This is a genomic window from Corynebacterium glucuronolyticum DSM 44120 (assembly GCF_030440595.1).
GTDB classification, from domain to species: Bacteria; Actinomycetota; Actinomycetes; order Mycobacteriales; family Mycobacteriaceae; genus Corynebacterium; species Corynebacterium glucuronolyticum.
In genome coordinates, this window is sequence record NZ_CP047452.1 from 2,136,987 (window position 1) to 2,158,993 (window position 22,007).

The following is a 22,007-nucleotide window of genomic DNA, read 5'->3' on the forward strand; positions in this document are numbered from 1 at the left end:
CTTTTACTTAATTCCGTTGATCTTGACCACGGTAAGCTTCTGGCGGTGGCCCTGACGCTTCTTGTAGCCAGTCTTGTTCTTGTACTTCAAAATCTTGATCTTCGGGCCCTTAACGTGCTCGACGATCTCGGCATCAACCTTCACCTTAGCGAGGTCATCAGCCTTGGTAGTGACGTTAGCACCGTCGACGAGCAGAACGGGGGTGAGAGCCACGGACGTCCCCGGCTCACCCTCGATCTTCTCGACCTTGACGAGGTCGCCTTCGGCAACCTTGTACTGCTTCCCGCCGGTCTTGACGATCGCGTACATAATGAGGGTTACCCCATTTCTCAAAACTCGTGGCGGGCACACTACGGCACCCGCGAATGCTTACAGTTACTTTCCTGCTAGTCGCGCACCAAATTGCGCGCCTAAAACAGCGACTGCCCAAGACTACCCCGACAGTCGCCGTTTTACCAAATTCCCTAGGATTTCGCTTGTCGACGCGCCACGCGGCGACGCCTCGACTTCGTCTGCGGCTGCGGTTTATCCGTTTCAGGCTCGGGCTGCCGCTCGGTTTTGGCCACCGCCTTCGGCTTGCTCACGCTTTTCGACGCCGCCCTGCGCACCGCACGGCGACGGCGACCGGAGGCCTTCTTCGGAGCGGGCTTCTCCTCGGGCTGAGGTTCCGGCTCCGGTTCTGGTTCCGGCTTCTTTTCGGCGAAGTCGGCCGGATCCGGCGCGTGGTCGCTCACCGAGTTACCACGGGTGCGACGGCGGCGGCGCGGCGACTTCTCAAACCGCTCCTTCGCCTCCTCGTAGGTTTCGGTGCGCTCCTCTTCCTGAGGCTCTTCGTGCTTCTTGTGCGAGCGACGACGCTCCCGCTGCGGCTTTTCTTCCTTCGCCGGAGCTGCTTCGTGATGCTCGTGGTGCTCGTCCTCATCATGTTCGTCGTCTTCATGATGCATGGCAAGAGCCGTCGGGTGCTGGCGCGGATCGTGCTCGGGCTTCGAACGGCGCTTCTTATTGCGCCCGTACACCGGTCGCTTCTCCTGCTGCTCCACCGGATCCTCATGCAGAATAATGCCACGTCCATCGCAGGCCTCGCACGTGGTGGCAAAGGTCTCCAGCAGCCCGGTGCCCAACTTCTTGCGCGTCATCTGGACGAGGCCGAGGGACGTAACCTCAGAAACCTGGTGGCGGGTGCGATCCCGGCCGAGGGCCTCCTTCAGGCGACGCAGCACCAGGTCCCGGTTTTCCGGCAGGACCATGTCGATGAAGTCCACCACGATCATCCCGCCGAGGTCGCGCAGACGCATCTGGCGAACGATCTCTTCGGCGGCCTCGAGGTTGTTCTTCGTCACCGTCTCCTCGAGGTTGCCGCCGGAGCCGGTGAACTTTCCGGTGTTCACATCGATGACGGTCATGGCCTCCGTGCGGTCGATGATGAGCGTGCCGCCCGAAGGCAACCACACCTTGCGGCCCAGCGCCTTCTGCAGCTGCTCATCGATGCGGTACTTCTCAAACACGTCCTTGCCGTCGTTGTTCTCCGCCTCGTACTTGACCACGCGCTCGGCGAGGTCAGGAGCGACCGTATTCACGTAGTCAGACACGGTGTTGTAGGCCCTGTCGCCCTCCACCACGAGGGTGGAGAAGTCCTCGTTGAACAGGTCACGCACAACGCGAACGAGCACATCCGGCTCCTCGTACATGGTGACCGGCTTGGCCCCCTTGGAGGCCTTCTCCTCCTCCGTCCGCTGCGCAATGTCCTCCCACAGGGAGTGCAGGCGCTCCACGTCGGCGGCGATCTCCTTCTCGGACACCCCCTCGGCGGCGGTGCGCACGATCGCGCCACCCTCGTTGGGGATGACATCGTTGAGGATGGCTTTCAGGCGCTTACGCTCCGGCTCGGGGAGCTTGCGGGAAATGCCCGCATTGCGTCCCCGTGGCACGTACACGAGGTAGCGGCCGGCGAGGGAAATCTGCATGGTGAGGCGGGCACCCTTGTGCCCGACAATGTCCTTAGATACCTGCACCAGCACCTGGTCGCCGGACTTCAGGGCCTGGTCGATACGACGCTTGCGGCCACCGAGTCCCATCTGGCGCCAGTCAATGTCGGCGGAGTACAGGACACCGTTGCGTCCGGTTCCGATATCGATGAAGGCGGCCTCCATGGAGTCCAACACGTTTTGCACGCGGCCGAGGTAGATGTTGCCCACCTGGGATGCGGCGGTGTTGGAGGTGACAAAGTGCTCGACGAGCATCTCGTCCTCAAGAACACCGATCTGCGTGACGAGGCCTTCGTGATCCGTACGCTCACGCTCGCGCACGACCATGGTGCGCTCCACGGATTCGCGGCGGGCGAGGAACTCCGACTCCGTCACAATGTGGCGGTTGTTGCGATCCTCCACGCGGCGCTCGTGCCGGCGGCGACGCTGCGCCTCGAGACGCGTCGACCCCTTGATCGCCTTCGGCTCGGTGATCTGCTCAACCGGCTTGTCCTTCGGCTCCTCCTTGCGCCCGCGACCGGTCCCCCGGCGGCCACGGCGACGCTTCCGCGTCGACTGCTCGGGCTGCGGTGCCGGCTCATCGTCTTCCTCATCGACGGAGGTATCCTCCGGTTCCTCGACGATCGGCTCCGGGGCAATGAACGTCGGCGCAACGAACATCGGAGTCATTGTCACGTCTTCCTCCGACGGCTCGGGGGCGGGGGTGACGGCAACGGGTGCTTCCGTCTCATCGGCACCGTCCTCCAGGCGCTCCTCCAACGCCTTCTCCACCTTCTCTTCGATCTGGTGGATCTCGTTCTCCACGTTCTTGGTTACGCGGTAGCGGAGCTTTTCCTCATCGGTCTTGCCCTTCTTGTTGGTGGGCTTAACCTTCTCCTTCTGTTTTTCCTGCTTTTTCGGTGCCGACTTCTTGACGGTCTTCTTGGCAGACTTTTTGGAGGTTTTCTTAGCCGACTTCTTGGCAGAAGGGAATAGGTGGGCGAGCAGCTTTTCTGCTTCCTCCTTATGGATGGAGCTCTGCGCCTTCTTCCCCTCGACTCCGATCTCTTCTAGACCAGCAAGAACCGTTTTTGAATCGGTATTGAGCATGCGTGCGAGGTCATAGACTCGCACCTTGTCACCCAGGTCATCTGGGTTCACGGGTGTTAGTTCACCGGTGGTGAGTGCCACGGGTTCTCCTTTTATTTGTTTGTACCCGGGCGCTGACAGGTTCTCCTGCCGCCGCCTCTCGGGATATCGAAAAGTCTTATGGGGTGGTTCAGCGTTCCGGCTGACCGGGCGAACGCACCGTTAACCTATTGTTGCACAGCGTGAGAGCCTTCGGCAATAATGTAGACTTTTGACATGTCCCAAAACCCTGTACCCTTCCCACCTTTTCAACCGTTAACGTACGTCGCCCCCGCCGTTGCCCTTGCGGCCTGCCGCGTAGCGCTGGAAATGGAAAACTTCCTGTGGATTGCTATCTTCGGCATCCTCACCGTGCTTGTCGGAGGCTTCACTTTTAGACATTCGTTTGAATCAGGGGTGTTCCCGGTGAAGGCGCGCGCCGAGGATCGCGTCGAAAGGAAGCCTTCCGCACTGGCCGCAGCGTTCGCGGCGACCATCTTTATGGATATCATCGGCGATTCGGCGGTGCCCCACTTTGATCTTTCACCCCAGGTCCGGATGTACGGCCTCTTCGCGTTGTGGTCTGTCACGCTTTCGCTTGGCATGATCGCCGATGCGCGCAGAAAATACCTATCCATCAAGAAACGGATCAGAAGAGTATTGAAACAACCATCACGAGAGCTCCCCGCCCCCACCTCCGACATAGAGCGTGACGCCCTGGAGGCACTTCGCAACCATGGAGTCACCGGTGGCTGGCGGATGAAGATAAAAACTCTCGCAAAAAGGATTAATGCCGACCCCGACGATGTGATCACGGCCTGCGAAAACCTGCAGAAAAACGGTGCCGTCACCATCAGCACCATCGGCTATCAAAATAAGCCCCACCATTGGAACGTGGAGCTTACGTCGAGCGGCCTTGATCAGGTCATTAGAGCGGAGACAATCAAGTACTCCACTCAGGCCCGAGAATTTCAGGCACGCCACGCGGAATGATCGCTGCCCCGTCACACAATTGCAAAAGCCCCACGTGACGTAGGGCTACCAGGCAGTGGACGAAAACAGCCGTTACAGGTTCGGGAACCAGATCTTAATCTCGCGCTCGGCGGACTCGGGGGAATCGGAGCCGTGGACAACGTTCTCGCCAACGGTGAGAGCGAAGTCGCCACGGATGGAGCCGGGCGCTGCCTTGGACACCGGATCAGTGCCACCGGCCAGTTGACGCCATGCCTCGATGGCGCGCTCGCCCTCGACGACACCGGCGATGAGCGGTGCGGAGGTGATGAAGTCAACGAGCTCACCGTAAAAGGGCTTGCCCTCGTGCTCTGCGTAGTGCTTCTCGGCGGTGGCCTTGTCAGCAACGCGCAGATCCAGAGCGACGAGTTTCAGGCCCTTGCGCTCGATGCGCGAAATGATCTCGCCCACGTGGCCGTTCTTGACACCGTCGGGCTTGATAAGAATGAGTGTACGTTCAGTCATGGTGGTCAACTTTACTAGATAGTTGCGGTGACGGCATGCCAACCGTAGTACGTTTTCTCCACACCCTCTTCACCGGCATGCGGGTCGCCGTCCCCCATCCGCACCGTTACCTCGATATCTGGGGTGAGTGAGAGATGAACAACCCACGCGGAGTCCGCCCACAGGCACCCGCGTACAGGAACGTCCCGATGCTGTAAGCGGAACCGAATCACCGAAATCCATCCCGTGGCACCAAGCTGATGCTTTGTCGCATTCTCCGCCTGCACAGGAAAGATCGGTTCCTCGAAGCTGAAGGCAACCTCCCCCACGCTTCCGGGGAAACTAAACGCCTGCCGGGGAACATGCCCGCTCACCATCCGCCGTGCGATCTCACTTCCCACATCAGCGGAGCTGCCAATAAATCGTGGCATGGCGATCCCACCCTTCCTGATCCAGGGCATCCCACTGCCCTTCTGCCCCCGCAAAATGCGTCTCTTCGAGGTGCAGGGTTTTCCCCCTCATTTCGACATCCCAACCATTACCGCTCTGTTTCACGTTATGCACGGGGCTATCCTGGCGGGGATTGCCACATACGGCTACTCGGTGCTGTTTTTTCTTTATAGTCCCCCACCCTTCTAAGGTTCGAGGTGGTAATGGTGGTAACGCCTCCGCGCATGTGGAAAACTCCCACGCACCGAAACCCAGCGGACAGGAAAAAACACTGTAACAGTAATCAATGGGGTGCGAGCTATTCCACAAAAATGCGGAGTTCCTTCTCTTTCTGTCATAGGTATGTTCCTCAGGATGGGTCGGCGGTGATGCGAGTGTGCGTTGAGCCCCACTACTGGCCGTGGTGTTCACAACGAGGTCTCTATCGTGTGCTGACTATCCGCGTTTTTTATGGTAATGACGGATGTGCCCCCAATCAGCGGTCATACCAATTGGGGGCACCCGGGGACTAGAAGAATCTATCTACGGCATCCTTCGCATCCGGGAGAGATAAGCCGGGGACGGCCTCGCGGAGGGCCCTGACTGCGGAAACTGAGTCACCGTCGCGCTTGAGCCGCACGATGTCCACCTTCGTCTCATCCGGGATGGATGCCGCCACCGAGGCCGTGAACTCCACTCGGGGAGGCTTCTTGAACTCAATGAACGTGAGGACTGCTAGCCCAATCCCCAGGATGAGGATTGCTGCGCCCCAGCCCCAACGACCACCCATGAAATAGGTGACGGCGGTGAGCAGGAAGCAGATCGTGGCAAAACCATAAATAAACTTCATTATGTGTGCTGCGTGGTGAGCAACCCACGCTTCTTCCTTTCAATAATCACGTTGCGCAGGTAGAACACGAAGATCCACAAGAGGATGAACATGATCACCACGGCACCCATTGACCAGTGAATGAAAAACCCTCCGAGGGCCACCACCTGCAGGGCAATGTTGAGCCAGATGGACCAGCTGAATCGCTGGAGGAACGCGGCCACCACGTGCGCCACGGTGACGAGGGAAACGAACCAGATGTTGGCCGGCTGCCACAGGTCGCCGAACTTGGAGATCACGGTGAGAACCAACCCCAGGGTGATCGCTTCGGTGATGAGAACACTGCTCATCACGCCGCGCAGGCCCTTGATCGGATCCTTAACCGGCTCCTGTCCAGGCCCTAGTGGGCCGTATTCGGGGGTGTCTGTCATGCGGGGTCCTTTCCAAACAGCGTACGCGCCTCGCCGGCAGTGACAACCGAACCGGTGATGAGAATGCCACCACCGGAGACCGTATCACCCTCCGTGGGGTCCTCGGCAAGCTCCACCGCTAGCTCAACGGCGGCAGGAAGATTCTCCGCCAGGTGGACGCGTTCCTCGCCAAAGATGGCGCGGGCCTTGTCGGCCAGCTCTTCTGCGGGAAGGCACCGAGGTGAATTGTTGACGGTGCACACGACTTCGTCCATAACTGGCTCGAGCTGTGTGAGAACGCCGTCGACATCCTTGTCACCGAGGCAGGCCATAACGCCGATGAGGCGGCGGAAGTCGAAATCACGGGACATCGCACCAGCCAGCGCCTTCGCGCCGTGCGGGTTGTGGGCCGCGTCGATAAAGGTGGTCGGTGTCGCGCGGACGCGTTCGAGGCGGCCGGGCGACTGTACCTGTGCGAAGCCGCGGCGAACCGTGTCGATGTCCAGCTGATGACCAGAACCTGCGCCGAAAAATACCTCGACGGCGGCGAGCGCCACGGCGGCGTTTTCCGCCTGGTGCGCGCCGGAAAGCGGAAGGAAGATGCCCTCGTATGTTCCGCCAAGTCCTTGGATAGTCAGTTGCTGGCCACCGACGGCAACGGTCGACTCGGTAACACCGAACTCCTGTCCCAGTCGTGCAACGGAGTTGTCCGCCTCCACGGCCTTCTCCAGGATGACGCGCATGGCTTCGGGATCTTGCTTGCCGACGACCGTGACCGGCCCTGGGCGCAGAAGGTCACCGCTGTCCCACTTCGGCTTGATGATGCCCGCTTTCTCGCCAGCAATCTCACCGATGGTGTCACCCAGCATCCCCTGGTGGTCAAGGCCAACCGGGGTGATGACGGACACGTCTGCGTGCAACACGTTGGTGGCATCCCAGCGACCACCCATGCCTACTTCGACGACTCCCACGTCGACGGGCGCATCGGCGAAGGCTGCAAAGGCCATGGCGGTGAGTACCTCGAACTTGCTCATCGGGTATTCCGATTCTGCATCCACCATTTCCACGTAGGGCTTGATCTCTTCCCAGATGCGGACGTAGTCGGCGGGGTGCATCGGCTCACCGTCGATGGCAATGCGCTCGGTCACGAGCTGCAGGTGGGGACTCGTCGTGCGTCCCGTGCGGCGGGAGAATGCCCGCAGCAGGGATTCGATCATCCGCACGGTCGACGTCTTGCCGTTGGTGCCAGCCACGTGGATCATGGGGCTCGCCTGCTCGGGGTGCCCCAGAAGATCCATGAGCTTTGCGATGCGCGACAGCGTGGGATCGATGTGGATCTCGCTCCAGCGCTCGTTGTGCTCGGCGTCAACCTCGGCAAGGCGCGCGAGATCGTCCTTGGTCACAGGCCGGTGCTCAACATGCTCTTCCTTTTCAGATAGGTTGAGGGTGAGACCGGACTCGTTGAACTCTAGGCTCATTGCATTTTCTCCAGCTGTGCAAGGCGTGCGGTTAGGCGTTCCTTTTCAGCCTGTGCAACCTCGCGGCGGGTCTTGATCTTCTCCACTACGGCCTCGGGTGCCTTGGACAAGAAGGCCTCATTGCTGAGCTTCTTGCCGGTGGTCTCCAATTCCTTGTCCTGCTTGGCAATGTCTTTCTCGCAGCGCTTAATCTCGGCAGCGACGTCGATGGTGCCGGAGGTATCGACCTCGACAAGGACAGTCTTTTCAGCCAGGCGGATCTCGATGGAGGCCGTCGGGGTGAAGTCCTCCTCCGGCGGGGTCAGGCGGACGATATCGCGGACGGCATCCTCCAGCCCAGCGAGGTCAGCTGCAGCGAAGTCGATGCGTGCCGGCACCTTCTGAGAGGGCTTGACACCCTGGTCAGAACGGAAGCGGCGAACCTCGGTGACAAGCTTCTGCACGTCAGCGATGCGGCGCGAAGCGGTGCGTCGCTCCGCTTCCGCACCGTCATAAGGAGCCGCTTCAGGCCACTGGGCGAACGTGATGGTCTCCTCGCCGGTCAGGGCCGTCCACAGGGTTTCGGTGACGAACGGCATCGTCGGGTGCAGGAGGCGAAGTACCTGGTCGAGGACGTGCCCCATGACAGCGGGCTGGAAGTTCGTCTTGGACAGCTCGAGGTACCAGTCGCACAGCTCGTCCCACACGAAGTGGAACATTTCCTCGTTAGCCTTGGCAAACTGGTAGTCGTCGAGAAGCTCATTGACGTCGCGGGTGACCTCGTTCAGGCGGTCGAGGATCCACCGATCGGCATCGGAAAGCTCCGCAGGCAGCTCGGCAGAAGCGTCGGCACCACGGGACAGCGCGAAGCGGGCGGCGTTGAAGAGCTTGGTCACAAAGTTGCGGGCAGAGGAACCGGCATCGGAGCCAAGTGGCAGGTCAACACCGGGGTTGGCACCGCGAGCCAGGGCGAAGCGCAGTGCGTCCGCACCGTAGTCTTCCACCCAGTCCATCGGGTTAATGCCGTTGCCCAGGGACTTACTCATCTTGCGGCCGCGTTCATCGCGGACGAGGCCGTGGAGGAACAGGTCGGTGAACGGAACCTCGCCGAGGCCCTCCGTCATCTGGCCTGCGTAGGTGCCGAACATCATCATGCGGGCAACCCAGAAGAAGAGAATGTCGTAGGCGGTGACGAGGACGCTCGTGGGGTAGAACTTCTTCAGATCGTCGGTGGAATCCGGCCACCCCATCGTGGAGAACGGGAACAGCGCGGAGCTGAACCACGTATCCAGTACGTCCGGGTCCTGCGTGTAGCCTTCCGGTGGTGTATCGTCCGGGCCGCAGCAGACAACCTCGTCGTTCGGGCCGTACCAGATCGGGATCCGGTGGCCCCACCACAGCTGACGGGAAATGGTCCAGTCATGCATGTTGTCCACCCAGTCGAAGTACCGGGGTTCGAGCGCTGCCGGGTGGATGGTGGTCTTGCCGTCGCGGATCGCATCCCCAGCCATCTTTGCCAGCTTTTCCACCTTCACAAACCACTGCAGCGACAGGCGGGGCTCAATCGGCTCGCCGGAGCGCTCCGAGTGGCCGACGGAGTGGACGTAGGGGCGAATCTCCTTGACTATGCGGCCCTGCTCACGCAGGGCCTCGCAAATCTCGTGGCGGGCTTCCTCACGGGTCATACCGTCGAAACGAGTGCCGGTATCGCAAATGTGCGCGGTGGAATCCAGGATGATGGGCATGTCCAGGTTGTGGCGCTGGCCCATGGCGTAGTCGTTCGGGTCGTGCGCCGGGGTGATCTTCACAGCGCCGGTGCCGAATTCCATGTCGACGTAGTCGTCGGCGATGACCTTAATAGTAAGGTCGTCGCGGAATGGGTGCGGGAACTCCTGTCCGACGAGGTCCGTGTAGCGCTCGTCGTCGGGGTGAACGGCCACGGCCACGTCGCCGAGCATCGTTTCCATACGGGTGGTAGCAACGACGATGTGCGGTTCATCGTCGTTCATCGAGCCGTAGCGGAAGCTGACGAGCTCACCCTCGACATCCTTGTACACAACCTCGATGTCGGATACGGCGGTCTCGAGAACCGGGGACCAGTTGACCAAGCGGTAATCCCTGTAGATCATGCCCTCGTCGTACATTTTCTTAAAGATGGTCTGCACGGCGCGAGACAGCCCCTCGTCCATGGTGAACCGCTCACGAGTCCAGTCCACGGAGTCGCCGATGGCGCGCATCTGGGAGAGAATACGTCCGCCGTATTCTTCCTTCCATTCCCAGACCTTATCCACGAACTCGTCACGCTCGTAATCCCAGCGGCGCTTGCCTTCCTCCTCCTGGAGCTTGGCCTCCACCTTGGTTTGGGTGGCGATGCCGGCGTGGTCCATGCCCGGCAGCCACAGCACCTCGTAACCCTGCATGCGCTTGCGGCGCACGATGGAATCAATGAGGGTGTGGTCTAATGCGTGCCCCATGTGGAGCTGACCGGTAACGTTCGGGGGCGGCAGCACCACCGAGAACGCCGGCTTGGGCGAGTGAGCATCGGGCGTGAAGTAGCCCTTCTCCACCCACGTCTCATACAGTTTCTCTTCGTGTTCCTTCGGCTCCCATTTGCTGGGGAGCTCGCGCATTTCCCGGTTATCAGTCACGGTAGCCATCTTATAACCTGCGGGTAACATCTCCAGCACCCTCTTCCACCTGAGGGCATTCCTGATGATTCCCTTAACCCGTTACTACCCCCGTACTACCCCTGACCGCAACGGCGTTACCTCGCACCATAACAGCTCAACGAGATTTTGTAGATTTTTTGATACGCAATTATCCCATACGAAAGAAAATGGACTATCCTAAGATTTACTCAGATAATGGTGAATGTTTCTTAGAACTTCACACAGTGTTTTACCATAAAGTAAGGACCAGACATCATGCGTAAAACAGCACTGCTTACAGCCGTGTCTTTGGCAGCTTCTCTCATTGTTGCTCCGATGGCCCACGCCGGCGATAACGGTAATGGCTTCTATAACGTCGCGCTCGGACCGGGCAGCGACGAAACCTCCGTTACCCTCACGTGGGATCAAAAGTCGGGTGTGGTAACCGGAGTTGACATCACCTCCGACGATACCGCCGATGCCTCTTCGACTTACGAGGGAATTTTCACCACGCCAAATATGCCGTCGAACCGCTCGTTGCAGACGTACCAGCACCGCAAGGCGGTTGTTCGCAACCTCGTTCCTGGTAAGACGTACACCTACCGCATTGGCAGTAATATGGCTGGCTGGTCCGAGCCGATGACGTTTACCGCAGGCAGTGGCAGCACGTCCTGGTCTTTTGCTGCCACCGGCGCGCCGAATACGCTAGTCGACGACGCGACCTGGGCTTCCACCGCCACGGCGGCCACAGCGGCTCACCCTGAGCTCCTGGTGGTGACCGGAAACGCCACCTCCGATATGTCTTCGAACCTTGAGCGCGACACGTTCACTGCTTCTCCTGCTCTACAGAATGTCCCTACCGCCATCGGCATTCACAGTGGCGACAAAGGCGGCGAAACCGGCTGGCACTTCCAGCTCCCCGGTGGCCTCAAGAATCATGCTGCTTTCATCTTCAATAACGTCGGCTTCATCAACGTTTCTGATACAGATGCCGCCGGCGCAGCCACGCTGATCCGCAACGAGGCTGCCCGCCTGAAGCCAAGCACGGATTGGCTGGTGCTCTACGGCATGAATTCTATGAGTAAGGAGCTCCGTCAAGCTGCCAGTGAGGCCGGTATTGACCTGGTCTTGACCGGTGGCGATTACTACTACAGCCGTTCTCACCTGCTGACGGCGGATGCTGCGACAAAGGCCGAGGACAATGTCCTGTACAAGAAGGATCAGGGAACTCTGTTTGTTTCCCTCAACTCAGCCTCGAACAGCAATTTCGCACAACCTGCGGGCGCGTCCGAGGACCTAGCGAAAACGTCCCAGGATGGCACGCCGGACTACACCACGGTGAAGGTCAGCCCTGAGGAGCTCACCATCACTACTCGCGATGTGGCTACGGGTGCTGTCATCGACAAGGTGACGCTCTCACAGAAGGATCCGATTAAGCCCGCCCCGATCGCTTCAGAAACAGCCACCACGACGACACAGAACCCTGCACCGACAACGACCAAGCCGACCCCCACCAAGGAACCGGCACCAACCACCTCGAAGCAGCCCACGCCGACAACGGCTAAGCCGACCACCTCGAAAAAGCCCACGCCGACAACGGCCAAGCCGACCTCTACAAAGGAACCGGCACCGACCACCTCGAAGAAGCCCACACCGACAACGGCCAAGCCGACCTCTACAAAGGAACCCGCACCGACCACCTCGAAGAAGCCCACACCTACTACTGAGGAGCCGGCCCCCACCCCGAGTCTGAAACCGGGCACGACGGTGGAGACGGTCATTCCTGGGAATGCCACCGTCCTCGATGACACGGTCGTAGACCCCACCGGCACCATCACCGGGGAGGTCCTCGACGCCGCAGGCGCCAAGGTCACTGGCGCATTGGTGAGCGTCGATAAGCAAGGAAAGGTGACCGTCACCCTCCCCAAGGACGCGAAGGCCGGAGACTACACGGTGCAGCTGACCGACGGCGGTGCCAACGTCGGCGACCCGATCACAGTCACCGTCAATGCCCCAGAACCTAGCATGAGGCCGGGCACGACGGTGGAGAAGATCACCCCCGGTAAGGCCACCGTTCTCGATGACACGGTCGTAAACCCCACCGACAGCATTACCGGCGAGGTCCTCGACGCCGCAGGCACCAAGGTCACTGGCGCAACGGTGAACGTCGATAAGCAAGGAAAGGTGACCGTCACCCTCCCCAAGGACGCGAAGGCCGGAGACTACACCGTGCAGCTGACCGACGGCGGCACCAACATCGGCGACCCGATCACCGTCACCGTCGAAAAGACCACACCGAAGCCTAAGCCAGGAAATGACACAGACGGAAGCTCCGACGGATCTTCTGCCGAGAACATGGTATGGGTCGGCGTCGGCGGATTCTTCGGCATGATTGCCGTTGCTGGCCTGTTGGGCTGGCTCATCGGCAACGTGCTTGGCCATGCACGCCCCTACCTTGCCCAGGCAGGGATTTACATCTAACGGTCATCGACCCGGCCCGCACCATCACACATGGTGCGGGCCGTTTTTGCGCTACTGCGGAGCTACAAACTGCTGTGAACCGACTGAGATGTGGGGCGGAGATGACTGAAAAAGGATTCTCACCGCCTTCGCCTCAGGTATTTTCAACACGCCCTCCTGAGAAGCAGGTGAAGTGCTTCCCCGTCAACGCTTTAGGTGTCACCGAACGAAAGGTAGTCCTGGTTTGCCAGAGTTTTTACGTAGATGGGCGATGTCCCCCTGGTACTTCCTTACACCGGGAATCGCCGCGCGAGAAGCCCAACACCTCGTGTACTACGCCTCCGACCGCGTCGATACGGTGACCGCTGCGGTCGTGCTTATCGTCTTATCCACCGCAGCGCTGTGCATGTCGGAATTTTGCAGGCGCAACAATCCCGTGTCCGCGCACTGGACCGGTTACCGCGAACTCGCTTTCGCGCTGGCGCTCCTTGCCGTTGGGTTCTGTACACCCGGCTGGCCCGGCTATTTCGCCATCGTCATCCCCGTCATTGTCCGTTTCATCCTGGAGTTTCGCAGGAGGTACCACGGAGACCGAACCACGTAACTCCACATACAAAAACCTGCCCCAACGACCTGTTATGGGACGGGGGCAGGCTCTTTTTATCTAGCTCTTTTAGGCTCGCGAGCTAACTAGTCGATGAGGCCGTTTTCGCGGACGGTGGCGCGCTCGCTGTCGAGCTCTTCCACGGTCTTGGCGATGCGCTCCTTCTGGAAGTCCGTGAGATCCAGGCCGCGGACGATCTCCCACTCGCCACCGTTGGAAGTGACTGGGAAGCCGGAGACGATGCCCTCGTGGATGCCGTAGGAACCGTCAGACGGGAGAGCGGCGGAAACCCACTTGCCGTTGGTGCCATTGACCCAGTCGTGCATGTGATCCACAGCGGCGGAAGCAGCGGAAGCAGCGGAGGAGGAACCGCGCGCCTCGATGATGGCACCACCACGGCCGGCAACCTTCGGAATGAATTCGCCGGTGTACCAATCCTGGTCAATCTTGTCCATGACGGACTCGCCGTTCACGGTGGCGTTGGTGAGATCCGGGAACTGGGTGCCGGAGTGGTTACCCCACACCACGATGTTCTCCAGGGCGGTGGAGCTGCAGCCGAGCTTGGTGGCCAGCTGGCTCATCGCGCGGTTGTGGTCGAGGCGGACCATCGCGGTGAAGCGGGAAGCGGGAACGTCCGGCGCGTGCTGCTGGGCGATGAGGGCGTTCGTGTTCGCGGGGTTACCCACGACGAGGATGCGCACATCGTCGGCCGCATTGTCGTTAATGGCCTTGCCCTGCGGGCCGAAGATCTTGCCGTTCTCAGCAAGCAGGTCTGCGCGCTCCATACCCTTGCCACGCGGCTTTGCGCCGACGAGGAAGCCCATGTTTGCACCGTCGAACGCCTTGTTGGGATCGTCGGTGATTTCGATGTCCGTGAGGAGCGGGAAGGCGGAGTCCAGAAGCTCCATAGCAACGCCCTCGGTTGCCTTCACAGCCTGGGGGATCTCCAGGAGCTTCAGCTCGACGGGAGTGTCCTTGCCGTAGACATCGCCGTTAGCGATGCGGAACAGCAGGGAGTACGCGATCTGACCTGCGGCGCCGGTGACAACTACTTTTTTGGTCTCATTGGTCGACATGACAATCCTCTCAGTAAAACGTCGGTTCTAACGGAATGTGAAGTCTACGATAATCTGAACGGACTAACTTTTCCGCACTAACAGAGAGCGTACTCGACAAAACCGCACGGCGACGAGCGGATTTTTGGCAGGAAAATGCTCCATCCGGACTTTTTCTTGTTACACAATGACCGCAATCGAGTGCGTTTGTTCATGTAACTACGCCCGCCCTCCCCCCAAAATCCGAAAAAAGACAGCAGACCACCGAAAAATCTCCCCTATTCCGGGGGCTATTAAAGGGTTCGCCTTGTGATAATTCTCACATATATGGGTCAACGTAGGACAAAAACGTCGTTAGCACCACCCATACAGGGGGAGCACGCGCGTCAAAACGGGAATTTAGGCGTTTAATTGTCCTAGAAACCATTAGAATTTTCTTCCCAGAATAGAGAGAAGATGACTTCGTCACACGATTCTTTCCCCTCCACAGAGTCACCGAAAGACGGCGTGGTCGAGCTCGCGCTGACGCTGTTTGCCAATCAGGGGTTTAAGCAGACAAAACTCGAGCAGGTAGCCACCAAGTCCGGGATCAGCAAGCGCATGATCCACTACCACTTCACAGACAAGAAGGGGCTGTATATCGCCGCCCTCACACTTGCCGTCACACAGCTCCGCCCGAGCCAGGAAGAGCTCGAGCTCGAGTCGGTCGTCCCTGTAGAATCGGCTAAAAAGATTGTTTCTGTTGTCTTCGACCATTTCGAGCAGCACCCCGACGCAGTGAAACTGGTCCTCACCGAGTCCATCTACCACCACGTGGATGCAGAAGAGCTGCCCCCGCTGGCAGACCACTCCGACTTGTTCCTCCAGCTGAACAAGCTCCTCATGCTCGGCCAGGATGCCGGCGCGTTCCGCCCCGGAATCTCCGCACTGGACATGTACGCCTCCATCGTTGGCCTCTGCCTGCTCCCCTACTCCTGGAACCTCGTCTTCCGGAACCTGTACAACACGGACCTCTCCTCCGCCATCAACACGGAGGCGCTGCGGAACCAAGCCCAGGATCAAGTCATCTCGTTCCTCACCGCGCAGCTTCCGCCCACGGGCGGGGAGACGTACCTCCAATCCGAGCGCAACGAGGCACGCGAGAACGGGTCCGCGGAGAGCGATCTCTACGCCGCCGAGGAGGGTTTCGGCGACGTCTACGAATAGCTAGCTCCCACCCAGTTAACTACGACAAAAGCCTCCCCAGTTCACAGTGGGGAGGCTTTTCGGTAGTTGTTACGAGGCCTTTTTCTTGTTACCCACGAGCTTCGGTCGGCCGGTGCCGTTGACCACGCCGGCATCAATAGTCACCTTGGACACCTCCCTAGAGGGGATGTCGTACATGACCGGCACGAGGATCTCCTCCATGATGGCGCGCAGGCCACGGGCACCGGTCTTGCGGGCGAGCGCCTTCTCCGCGATCGCGCCCAGCGCGCCGTCGGTGAAGACGAGCTCCGTGTCGTCGTAGCTAAACATCTTCTGGTACTGCTTGACCAGGGAGTTCTTCGGCTCCGTAAGGACGGACACGAGGGCTTTCTTGTCCAGTTGGTTCACCGTCGCCGTGACGGGGAGGCGACCAATGAACTCGGGAATGAGGCCAAACTTAACCAGGTCCTCCGGCTGCACCTTCTGGAGAATATTCGCATTCTCCAGCTCTTCGTTGGAGCGGATATCCGCACCGAAGCCCAGGCTCTTCTTGCCCACGCGCTCCTGGATCACCTTTTCCAGGCCCGCGAACGCGCCGGAGGCGATGAACAGGATATTGGACGTATCCACCTGGATGAGTTCCTGGTTGGGATGCTTTCTGCCGCCCTGCGGCGGAATCGACGCGACGGTGCCCTCGAGGATCTTCAGCAGAGCCTGCTGCACACCCTCGCCGGAAACGTCGCGTGTGATGGAGACGTTCTCCCCCTTGCGGGTGATCTTGTCAATCTCATCGATGTACACGATGCCGTGCTCAGCCTTCTTCACGTCGAAGTCGGCGGCCTGGAGCAGGCGGAGCAGGATGTTCTCCACGTCCTCTCCCACGTAGCCGGCCTCGGTCAGGCTCGTCGCATCGGCGATGGTAAACGGCACGTCCAGTTTCTTGGCCAACGTCTGCGCCAGGTACGTCTTGCCACAGCCGGTGGGTCCCAGCAGCAAAATGTTGGACTTCTGCAGCTCTACCCCGTCATCGGAGCCGAAAACGTTCTGCAGCTTCACGCGCTTGTAGTGGTTGTACACGGCGACGGACAGGACCTTCTTGGCCTCGTCCTGCCCGATGACGTACTCGTCCAGGAATTCCTTGATCTCCTTCGGCGTGGGGAGCGATTCCTTGTCCATCTTGGTGGCGCGTTCGGCGGAGAGCTCCTCGGCGATGATCTCGTTGCACAGGTCGATGCACTCGTTGCAGATGTACACGCCGCCCCCGGCAATTAGCTTCTTTACCTGCTTCTGGCTCTTCCCACAGAAGGAACACTTAAGCAGGTCAGCGGTCTCTTGCATGCGCGACATATGGTGCTTTCACCACTCCTTGAGTTCGTTGGTTTTCTGGACGTGAGGCTTTAGCCTACCCCACACTGTCAACGCGGTTATACCGCCTTATATTTCCGCAGGGGAAGGGCCAGTTCCAGTATCGCACACCGGAACCACAGCACGGCGGAGGCCCTCGCACGATGAGCAATTCGCACGTACATTGGATGGTATGACTAACGTTTTGCACAGCATAGAATTCGGATCGTCCAACGAGGGCGACCCCATCGTCTTCCTCGGTTCACTTGGCGCCAACGCGTGGTTCTGGTCCCCGCAGCTCGACGCATTTTCCCACCACCGTCGCGTCATCGCGATCGACCATCCGGGGCATGGCGCCTCTGAGCTTTTCGACGTCCACTCGATCCCCGAGTTCGGCGATCTCGTTCTTTCCACGCTGGACACGCTCGGTGTCGACCGCTTCCAGCTCGTCGGTCTCTCGCTCGGCGGGGCCGTGGCGCAGTATCTCGGCGCACACTCCGAGCGCGTGACGAGCATCGCGCTCCTCTCCACGAATGCCAAGTTCGGCACCCCGGAGGCGTGGACAAGTAAGGCGGCCTCCGTCCGCGACGGCGGCCTCCACGAGGCAAACGCGGCCACCATCACCAACTGGTTCACCGCCGACTGGCGCGAGGAGCATCCCGCAAGCCTCGCTTATGTCCTTCACCTCATGGACTGCACCCCCAGCGAGGGCTACGCCCGCGCCTGCGAGGCACTCGCCGCGTGGGACAACTGGGAGGGCCTGAAGGATATTTCCGTCCCCACCCTCGTCGTTCCCGGCGGCCACGACGGCGGCTGCACCCCCGAGGTCATGAGCACAATGGCCGAGTCCATTCCGAATTCCACCTACACGGTGATCGAGTCGGCTGCGCACCTGTCCAACGTCGAGGCCGCTGAAGAGGTCACCACGCTCCTCGCCCGCCACTTCGGAATCGACGACGATAGTCTGCTCAAGGATTCCTCCGAGACCTACCACGAGCAGTACCCCACCGAGGTCTTCGGCGAGGTCAACGACTCAGAGAAGTAACAAAAAGCCAAAAAACCGCCGGCGTTGCCGGCGGTTTTTCTCTGTCTACTTACTTGTTGAGCTTGCGGTAATCGAAGACTTCGTCGATAAGCCCGTACTCCACAGCCTCTGGGGCGGTGAGGATCTTATCGCGGTCCGTATCGATGCGGACCTGCTCCGAGGTCTGGCCCGTGTGGTGCGCCAGCGTGTCCTCCATGAGCTTACGCATCCGCTCGATCTCGCGCGCCTGGATCTCCAGGTCAGAAACCTGACCCTGCGTACCCTGCGTAGCCGGCTGGTGGATGAGGACGCGGGCGTTCGGCAGCGCCGCACGCTTGCCTTTCGCACCAGCGGCAAGGAGCACTGCCGCTGCGGAGGCCGCCTGGCCGAGGCAGACGGTGCGCACATCCGGGCGGACGTACTGCATCGTGTCATAGATCGCCATAAGCGAGGTGAAGGAGCCGCCCGGGGAGTTAATGTACATCGTGATGTCACGGTCCGGGTCGAGTCCCTCGAGGACGAGGAGCTGCGCCATGATGTCGTTGGCGGAGGTGTCATCCACCTGCGCGCCGAGGAAGATGATGCGCTCCTCGAAGAGCTTGTTATACGGGTTGGATTCCTTGGCACCGTAGGAGGAGTGCTCCACGAAGCTCGGGAGAATGTATCGCGACTGAGGCATGTTTTGCATATCCATATCTACTCTCCTTAGGATCCAACCTGATCGTTGGTGGCGTGGGAAATAACGTGATCGCACAGGCCGTAGTCACGGGCCTCTTCGGCGGTGAACCAACGGTCACGGTCGCTGTCCTTGCTGATCTGCTCGAAGGTCTGGCCCGAGTGCTCGGCGATGAGCTCGGCCATCTCCTTCTTCGTCAGCGCGAACTGTTGCGCCTGGATGGCGATATCGGATGCGGTACCACCCACACCGGCCGACGGCTGGTGCATGAGGATGCGTGCATGTGGCAGGGCGTAACGCTTGCCCTTCGTGCCTGCGGTGAGCAGGAACTGCCCCATCGAGGCCGCGAGGCCCATGGCGTAGGTTGCCACATCGCACGGCGCGTACTTCATCGTGTCGTAGATGGCCATACCGGCAGTAACAGAGCCACCGGGCGAGTTGATGTACAGCGAAATGTCCCTCGTGGGATCCTCGGCGGACAGGAGGAGGATCTGTGCGCACAGTTTGTTTGCAATCTCGTCGTTGACCTCGGAGCCAAGGAAGATAATCCGCTCGCGCAGCAGGCGCTCATACACGGAATCCCCCAGGTTCATTCCTGGTGCGGAATCAGCCATTGTCTAAACATCCTTTCGTTTCATTTACTCCACCACCCTACCTTTACCGAGCCCGCCGGATAAAGGTTGTTCGCTCATAGCGTTATCGCGACGAAAAAGCCGCCCGCGCAGAGCGGGCGGCCTCGTCAGTAGGGGGATTACTCCTCGCCTTCGACTTCCTCTTCACCGAAGTAGTCTTCCGGATCAACCTTGTTGCCGGCGTCATCCTTGACGGAAACGCGGCAGATAGCGGTTGCCAGTGCCTTACCGCGGCGGACATCGGCGACCAGGTTATAGGTCTGGCCGGTCTGCTGGATCTGCTGCAGGAACTGCTGCGGGTTCATGCCGTAGCGCTGAGCCGTGAACATGATGTGCTCGTGGATCTCCTGCTGGGTAACATCCGGCTTTTCCTGCTCAGCCAGGACATCGAGGAACAGCTGGGTGCGAACGGCGTTCTCGGCGTTCTCGCGGGACTCCTTGTCGAACTCCTCGCGGGTGGTGCCCTGCATGTCCAGGACGCGGTCGAGCATCGACTCGTCGCCACCAAACTGGGCGATGAGCTGCTGCAGCTGACCCTGCACCTGCTCCTCCACGACTGCCTCCGGCAGCGGGAAGTCAGCCTCGTCGAGAGCCTTCTTCAGAACCTCGTCGCGGATGGCAGAGGCCTGCTCGACCTTCTTCTGCTCGGTGAGGTTCTTCTCGGTGTCCTCGCGGAGCTCCTCGACGGTGTCGAACTCGGAGACCATCTGGACAAAGTCCTCGTCAACCTTCGGAAGCTTGCGCTCCTTGACATCCTTCACGGTAACGGTGACCTCGGCCTCCTTGCCGTCCTCAACACCGTTAAGGTCGGAAGAGGTGAAGGTGGCTTCCTCGCCGGCCTTGAGGCCCTTGACGGCCTTGTCCAGGCCGTCGATAAGCTCATCGGAGCCGATGCGGTGGTTGAGGCCCTCGGTAGCGGCTTCCTCAATCTCCTCGCCATCAACGGTGGCCTTGAGGTCGAGGGTGACGAAGTCATCCTTCTTGGCCTTACGCTTGACGGCCTTCAGCTCGGCGAAGCGCTCGCGAAGAGAATCGATGGCCTTGTCCACGTCCTCGTCAGTGACCTTAAGCTCCGGGACCTCGATCTCGTAAGTGGAGAAGTCCGGGATGGTGATCTCCGGGCGGACATCAACCTCGGCGGTGAACTCTACGAGCTTGCCGTCCTCGAGCTTGGTGATGTCGATGGCGGGCTGGCCGAGCGGGCGGAGGTCGTTGTCCTCTACTGCCTTGCCGTAGCGGGACGGAAGCATGTCGTTAACAACCTGCTCCAGAACCGGACCGCGGCCGAAGCGAGCGTCAATAAGCTTGCGGGGTGCCTTGCCCTTGCGGAAGCCCTTGAAGGTCACCTGCTGGGCGAGGGCCTTGTAGGCCTGGTCAATCTCAGGGGTGAGCTCCTCGAAGGGAACCTCAACCGTGATTTTGACGCGAGTGTCGTTCAACTTGTCGACGGAACTCTTCACGAGTCATTCTCCTGATCTGTAAACGTTGATTAGGTACAAAAAGGGAAGGTTAGACCTTCCCTTTCGTCGGGACAACAGGATTTGAACCTGCGACCCCCTGCTCCCAAAGCAGGTGCGCTACCAAGCTGCGCCATGTCCCGTGTGCAATTCGATTTGCTAGAAGGGAATTGTACTAAACCTCTGTAAACTTGCGCTTACATGGGGTCTCTTTATTCATTTAAATGCACTTAACCTGGCTTTACTCGCCAACAAGAGGAATGACGGATATCGCCTTTCACACACTCGGTTTCGCGCTGGAGAAGATTGTAGTCCGCCACAATCACGCACTCTCGTTCACCCCTAATTAACCCTCCACACGCCCAATTCGGAGTAGATAAACAAAATGAGGCCGGTCACCGAGAATCGGAGACCGGCCTGAACCTAGGAGAGGGAATGACGGGAATCGAACCCGCGTCACCAGCTTGGAAGGCTGGGGTAATAGCCACTATACGACATTCCCAGTGCGTTCTAGGTTACATTCCGATAACCAGGTAGACAAATTGCCAGTTCACTCCCCGCACCCGTCGAACCATTCTCCCCCTAAAGGTGTAGTGCAACGAGTGGTCAACACAATTCCCCGGCTGTTAATTTAATGACAATACGGGGTAGCAGCAGTGTGACTATCCCAACCTCCGTGCATCCACTTGTCTTTGCGTTACACTCAGAGAAAACCCTGTCGACCACGGCAAATAGCTTTCACAATAGATCCACCTTTGATAATCAATCTTTCCCACCCGTGTAGACTTTCAGGTTCTTTCCAGGTTTTAGGGCGTAAAACAGCAGTTAAGAGGGAAAAAATGGGGCAGTAAGCAGGAAAATTGCAGGTGCGTGTATGAATTAATGAGAGCGGGGATGGTTAGACTACAACACCATGAAACCAGTAATTATTGATGCAGACACCCAGGTGCCCCTCTGGACTGCTGTGGAATGCGCGGAATACTCGAACACCGCGCGTGGCACATTCACTAGCTACGCTGGCCGCGGCAGGGCACCCAAGCCCGTAGCGAAGCTCCACGGACTGACCCTGTGGAACTCAAAGGATATTATTGAGTGGACCGAGGAGCGATCCAAGGGGAACCGCGGAGTAAACTACTAAGCGGCTACGAGGCACTTCGGTATAGCGCCGTCACGATTGATGGACGGCGCTTTTGTCATTCTGGATCGCCCCAGACAGACATGGAACATTCCAGACCGCTTGTACGTTG

The 22,007-nt window shown here is 59.5% G+C and carries 19 protein-coding genes and 2 tRNA genes; 6 read left to right on the forward strand and 15 right to left on the reverse strand.

Going from position 1 to position 22,007, the window contains the following annotated elements; all coding sequences use genetic code 11:
* Positions 1 to 3: 3 nt before the first annotated feature.
* Positions 4 to 309 (reverse strand): 50S ribosomal protein L21, encoded by a 306-nt coding sequence (rplU, locus tag CGLUCO_RS09525; RefSeq protein ID WP_005389206.1) that lies wholly within the window; start codon positions 307 to 309, stop codon positions 4 to 6.
* A 155-nt stretch (positions 310 to 464) separates the two neighbouring features.
* Positions 465 to 3,158 (reverse strand): translation initiation factor IF-2 N-terminal domain-containing protein, encoded by a 2,694-nt coding sequence (locus tag CGLUCO_RS09530; protein WP_418884429.1) that lies wholly within the window; start codon positions 3,156 to 3,158, stop codon positions 465 to 467.
* Positions 3,159 to 3,332: 174 nt separating this feature from the next.
* On the opposite strand from CGLUCO_RS09530, the gene CGLUCO_RS09535 reads away from it, so the two are divergent.
* Positions 3,333 to 4,088 (forward strand): hypothetical protein, encoded by a 756-nt coding sequence (locus CGLUCO_RS09535; protein ID WP_084036734.1) that lies wholly within the window; start codon positions 3,333 to 3,335, stop codon positions 4,086 to 4,088.
* A gap of 72 nt (positions 4,089 to 4,160) precedes the next feature.
* On the opposite strand, the gene ndk is transcribed toward CGLUCO_RS09535, so the two are convergent.
* The 6 genes from ndk to CGLUCO_RS09565 form a co-directional block, all read right to left on the reverse strand.
* The gene (gene ndk / locus CGLUCO_RS09540; RefSeq protein WP_005389202.1) at positions 4,161 to 4,571 is read right to left on the reverse strand and encodes a nucleoside-diphosphate kinase; all 411 of its coding nucleotides are present in this window, start codon (positions 4,569 to 4,571) and stop codon (positions 4,161 to 4,163) included.
* 14 nt (positions 4,572 to 4,585) lie between these two features.
* Positions 4,586 to 4,981, reverse strand: a complete 396-nt coding sequence (locus CGLUCO_RS09545) for a hypothetical protein (protein WP_084036732.1) — start codon at positions 4,979 to 4,981, stop codon at positions 4,586 to 4,588.
* 527 nt (positions 4,982 to 5,508) lie between these two features.
* Complete coding sequence (locus tag CGLUCO_RS09550) at positions 5,509 to 5,829, reverse strand: hypothetical protein (protein ID WP_005389196.1); 321 nt, start codon at positions 5,827 to 5,829, stop codon at positions 5,509 to 5,511.
* On the reverse strand, positions 5,829 to 6,239 hold the full coding sequence (locus CGLUCO_RS09555) for a DUF4233 domain-containing protein (protein WP_084036728.1): 411 nt from the start codon (positions 6,237 to 6,239) through the stop codon (positions 5,829 to 5,831). The genes CGLUCO_RS09550 and CGLUCO_RS09555 overlap by 1 nt, the downstream gene beginning before the upstream one ends.
* Entirely contained in the window at positions 6,236 to 7,696 is a 1,461-nt protein-coding gene (gene folC / locus CGLUCO_RS09560; protein ID WP_070740115.1) for a bifunctional tetrahydrofolate synthase/dihydrofolate synthase, read from the reverse strand. The genes CGLUCO_RS09555 and folC overlap by 4 nt, the downstream gene beginning before the upstream one ends.
* Entirely contained in the window at positions 7,693 to 10,353 is a 2,661-nt protein-coding gene (locus tag CGLUCO_RS09565; protein WP_084036726.1) for a valine--tRNA ligase, read from the reverse strand. Before CGLUCO_RS09565 ends, folC begins: the two co-directional genes overlap by 4 nt.
* 246 nt (positions 10,354 to 10,599) lie before the next feature.
* On the opposite strand from CGLUCO_RS09565, the gene CGLUCO_RS09570 reads away from it, so the two are divergent.
* Together CGLUCO_RS09570 and CGLUCO_RS09575 are read left to right on the forward strand one after the other, a co-directional pair.
* A complete protein-coding gene (locus CGLUCO_RS09570) occupies positions 10,600 to 12,804 on the forward strand; it encodes a fibronectin type III domain-containing protein (RefSeq protein ID WP_084036724.1) in 2,205 nt (734 codons plus the stop codon).
* A 223-nt stretch (positions 12,805 to 13,027) separates the two neighbouring features.
* Entirely contained in the window at positions 13,028 to 13,387 is a 360-nt protein-coding gene (locus CGLUCO_RS09575) for a hypothetical protein (RefSeq protein ID WP_232621996.1), read from the forward strand.
* Between the two features lie 86 nt (positions 13,388 to 13,473).
* Here CGLUCO_RS09575 and CGLUCO_RS09580 read toward each other — a convergent pair whose 3' ends face one another.
* Positions 13,474 to 14,463, reverse strand: coding sequence for a malate dehydrogenase (locus CGLUCO_RS09580; protein ID WP_005389186.1), 990 nt, complete (start codon positions 14,461 to 14,463; stop codon positions 13,474 to 13,476).
* A 435-nt stretch (positions 14,464 to 14,898) separates the two neighbouring features.
* Here CGLUCO_RS09580 and CGLUCO_RS09585 point away from each other — a divergent pair, with 435 nt between their 5' ends.
* Entirely contained in the window at positions 14,899 to 15,648 is a 750-nt protein-coding gene (locus CGLUCO_RS09585) for a TetR/AcrR family transcriptional regulator (RefSeq protein ID WP_005389185.1), read from the forward strand.
* A 69-nt stretch (positions 15,649 to 15,717) separates the two neighbouring features.
* Here CGLUCO_RS09585 and clpX read toward each other — a convergent pair whose 3' ends face one another.
* Positions 15,718 to 16,974, reverse strand: a complete 1,257-nt coding sequence (clpX, locus tag CGLUCO_RS09590; protein ID WP_005395269.1) for an ATP-dependent Clp protease ATP-binding subunit ClpX — start codon at positions 16,972 to 16,974, stop codon at positions 15,718 to 15,720.
* A gap of 190 nt (positions 16,975 to 17,164) precedes the next feature.
* On the opposite strand from clpX, the gene CGLUCO_RS09595 reads away from it, so the two are divergent.
* Positions 17,165 to 18,016: an alpha/beta fold hydrolase gene (locus CGLUCO_RS09595; protein WP_232621995.1), complete on the forward strand. Its 852-nt coding sequence runs from the start codon at positions 17,165 to 17,167 to the stop codon at positions 18,014 to 18,016.
* Positions 18,017 to 18,065: 49 nt separating this feature from the next.
* Here CGLUCO_RS09595 and CGLUCO_RS09600 read toward each other — a convergent pair whose 3' ends face one another.
* The 5 genes from CGLUCO_RS09600 to CGLUCO_RS09620 form a co-directional block, all read right to left on the reverse strand.
* A complete protein-coding gene (locus CGLUCO_RS09600) occupies positions 18,066 to 18,689 on the reverse strand; it encodes an ATP-dependent Clp protease proteolytic subunit (protein WP_084036718.1) in 624 nt (207 codons plus the stop codon).
* Positions 18,690 to 18,700: 11 nt separating this feature from the next.
* Positions 18,701 to 19,285: an ATP-dependent Clp protease proteolytic subunit gene (locus CGLUCO_RS09605; RefSeq protein WP_034989413.1), complete on the reverse strand. Its 585-nt coding sequence runs from the start codon at positions 19,283 to 19,285 to the stop codon at positions 18,701 to 18,703.
* A 137-nt stretch (positions 19,286 to 19,422) separates the two neighbouring features.
* Complete coding sequence (gene tig, locus CGLUCO_RS09610; RefSeq protein ID WP_005389176.1) at positions 19,423 to 20,763, reverse strand: trigger factor; 1,341 nt, start codon at positions 20,761 to 20,763, stop codon at positions 19,423 to 19,425.
* A gap of 66 nt (positions 20,764 to 20,829) precedes the next feature.
* A tRNA-Pro gene (locus CGLUCO_RS09615) sits at positions 20,830 to 20,903 on the reverse strand.
* Positions 20,904 to 21,190: 287 nt separating this feature from the next.
* Positions 21,191 to 21,262: transfer RNA gene (locus tag CGLUCO_RS09620), tRNA-Gly, on the reverse strand.
* A 411-nt stretch (positions 21,263 to 21,673) separates the two neighbouring features.
* Between CGLUCO_RS09620 and CGLUCO_RS09625 the strand changes: the two genes are divergently transcribed.
* Positions 21,674 to 21,898, forward strand: a complete 225-nt coding sequence (locus tag CGLUCO_RS09625; protein ID WP_005389174.1) for a hypothetical protein — start codon at positions 21,674 to 21,676, stop codon at positions 21,896 to 21,898.
* Positions 21,899 to 22,007: the final 109 nt, after the last annotated feature.

Excerpts from the sequence above, each read along its gene's own strand:
- rplU (WP_005389206.1), bottom strand. The coding sequence starts at position 309 with ATGTACGCGATCGTCAAGACCGGCGGGAAGCAGTACAAGGTTGCCGAA.
- CGLUCO_RS09535 (WP_084036734.1), top strand. The coding sequence starts at position 3,333 with ATGTCCCAAAACCCTGTACCCTTCCCACCTTTTCAACCGTTAACGTAC.
- ndk (WP_005389202.1), bottom strand. The coding sequence starts at position 4,571 with ATGACTGAACGTACACTCATTCTTATCAAGCCCGACGGTGTCAAGAAC.
- CGLUCO_RS09545 (WP_084036732.1), bottom strand. The coding sequence starts at position 4,981 with ATGCCACGATTTATTGGCAGCTCCGCTGATGTGGGAAGTGAGATCGCA.
- CGLUCO_RS09550 (WP_005389196.1), bottom strand. The coding sequence starts at position 5,829 with ATGAAGTTTATTTATGGTTTTGCCACGATCTGCTTCCTGCTCACCGCC.
- CGLUCO_RS09555 (WP_084036728.1), bottom strand. The coding sequence starts at position 6,239 with ATGACAGACACCCCCGAATACGGCCCACTAGGGCCTGGACAGGAGCCG.
- folC (WP_070740115.1), bottom strand. The coding sequence starts at position 7,696 with ATGAGCCTAGAGTTCAACGAGTCCGGTCTCACCCTCAACCTATCTGAA.
- CGLUCO_RS09565 (WP_084036726.1), bottom strand. The coding sequence starts at position 10,353 with ATGTTACCCGCAGGTTATAAGATGGCTACCGTGACTGATAACCGGGAA.
- CGLUCO_RS09570 (WP_084036724.1), top strand. The coding sequence starts at position 10,600 with ATGCGTAAAACAGCACTGCTTACAGCCGTGTCTTTGGCAGCTTCTCTC.
- CGLUCO_RS09580 (WP_005389186.1), bottom strand. The coding sequence starts at position 14,463 with ATGTCGACCAATGAGACCAAAAAAGTAGTTGTCACCGGCGCCGCAGGT.
- CGLUCO_RS09585 (WP_005389185.1), top strand. The coding sequence starts at position 14,899 with ATGACTTCGTCACACGATTCTTTCCCCTCCACAGAGTCACCGAAAGAC.
- clpX (WP_005395269.1), bottom strand. The coding sequence starts at position 16,974 with ATGTCGCGCATGCAAGAGACCGCTGACCTGCTTAAGTGTTCCTTCTGT.
- CGLUCO_RS09595 (WP_232621995.1), top strand. The coding sequence starts at position 17,165 with ATGACTAACGTTTTGCACAGCATAGAATTCGGATCGTCCAACGAGGGC.
- CGLUCO_RS09600 (WP_084036718.1), bottom strand. The coding sequence starts at position 18,689 with ATGGATATGCAAAACATGCCTCAGTCGCGATACATTCTCCCGAGCTTC.
- CGLUCO_RS09605 (WP_034989413.1), bottom strand. The coding sequence starts at position 19,285 with ATGGCTGATTCCGCACCAGGAATGAACCTGGGGGATTCCGTGTATGAG.
- CGLUCO_RS09625 (WP_005389174.1), top strand. The coding sequence starts at position 21,674 with ATGAAACCAGTAATTATTGATGCAGACACCCAGGTGCCCCTCTGGACT.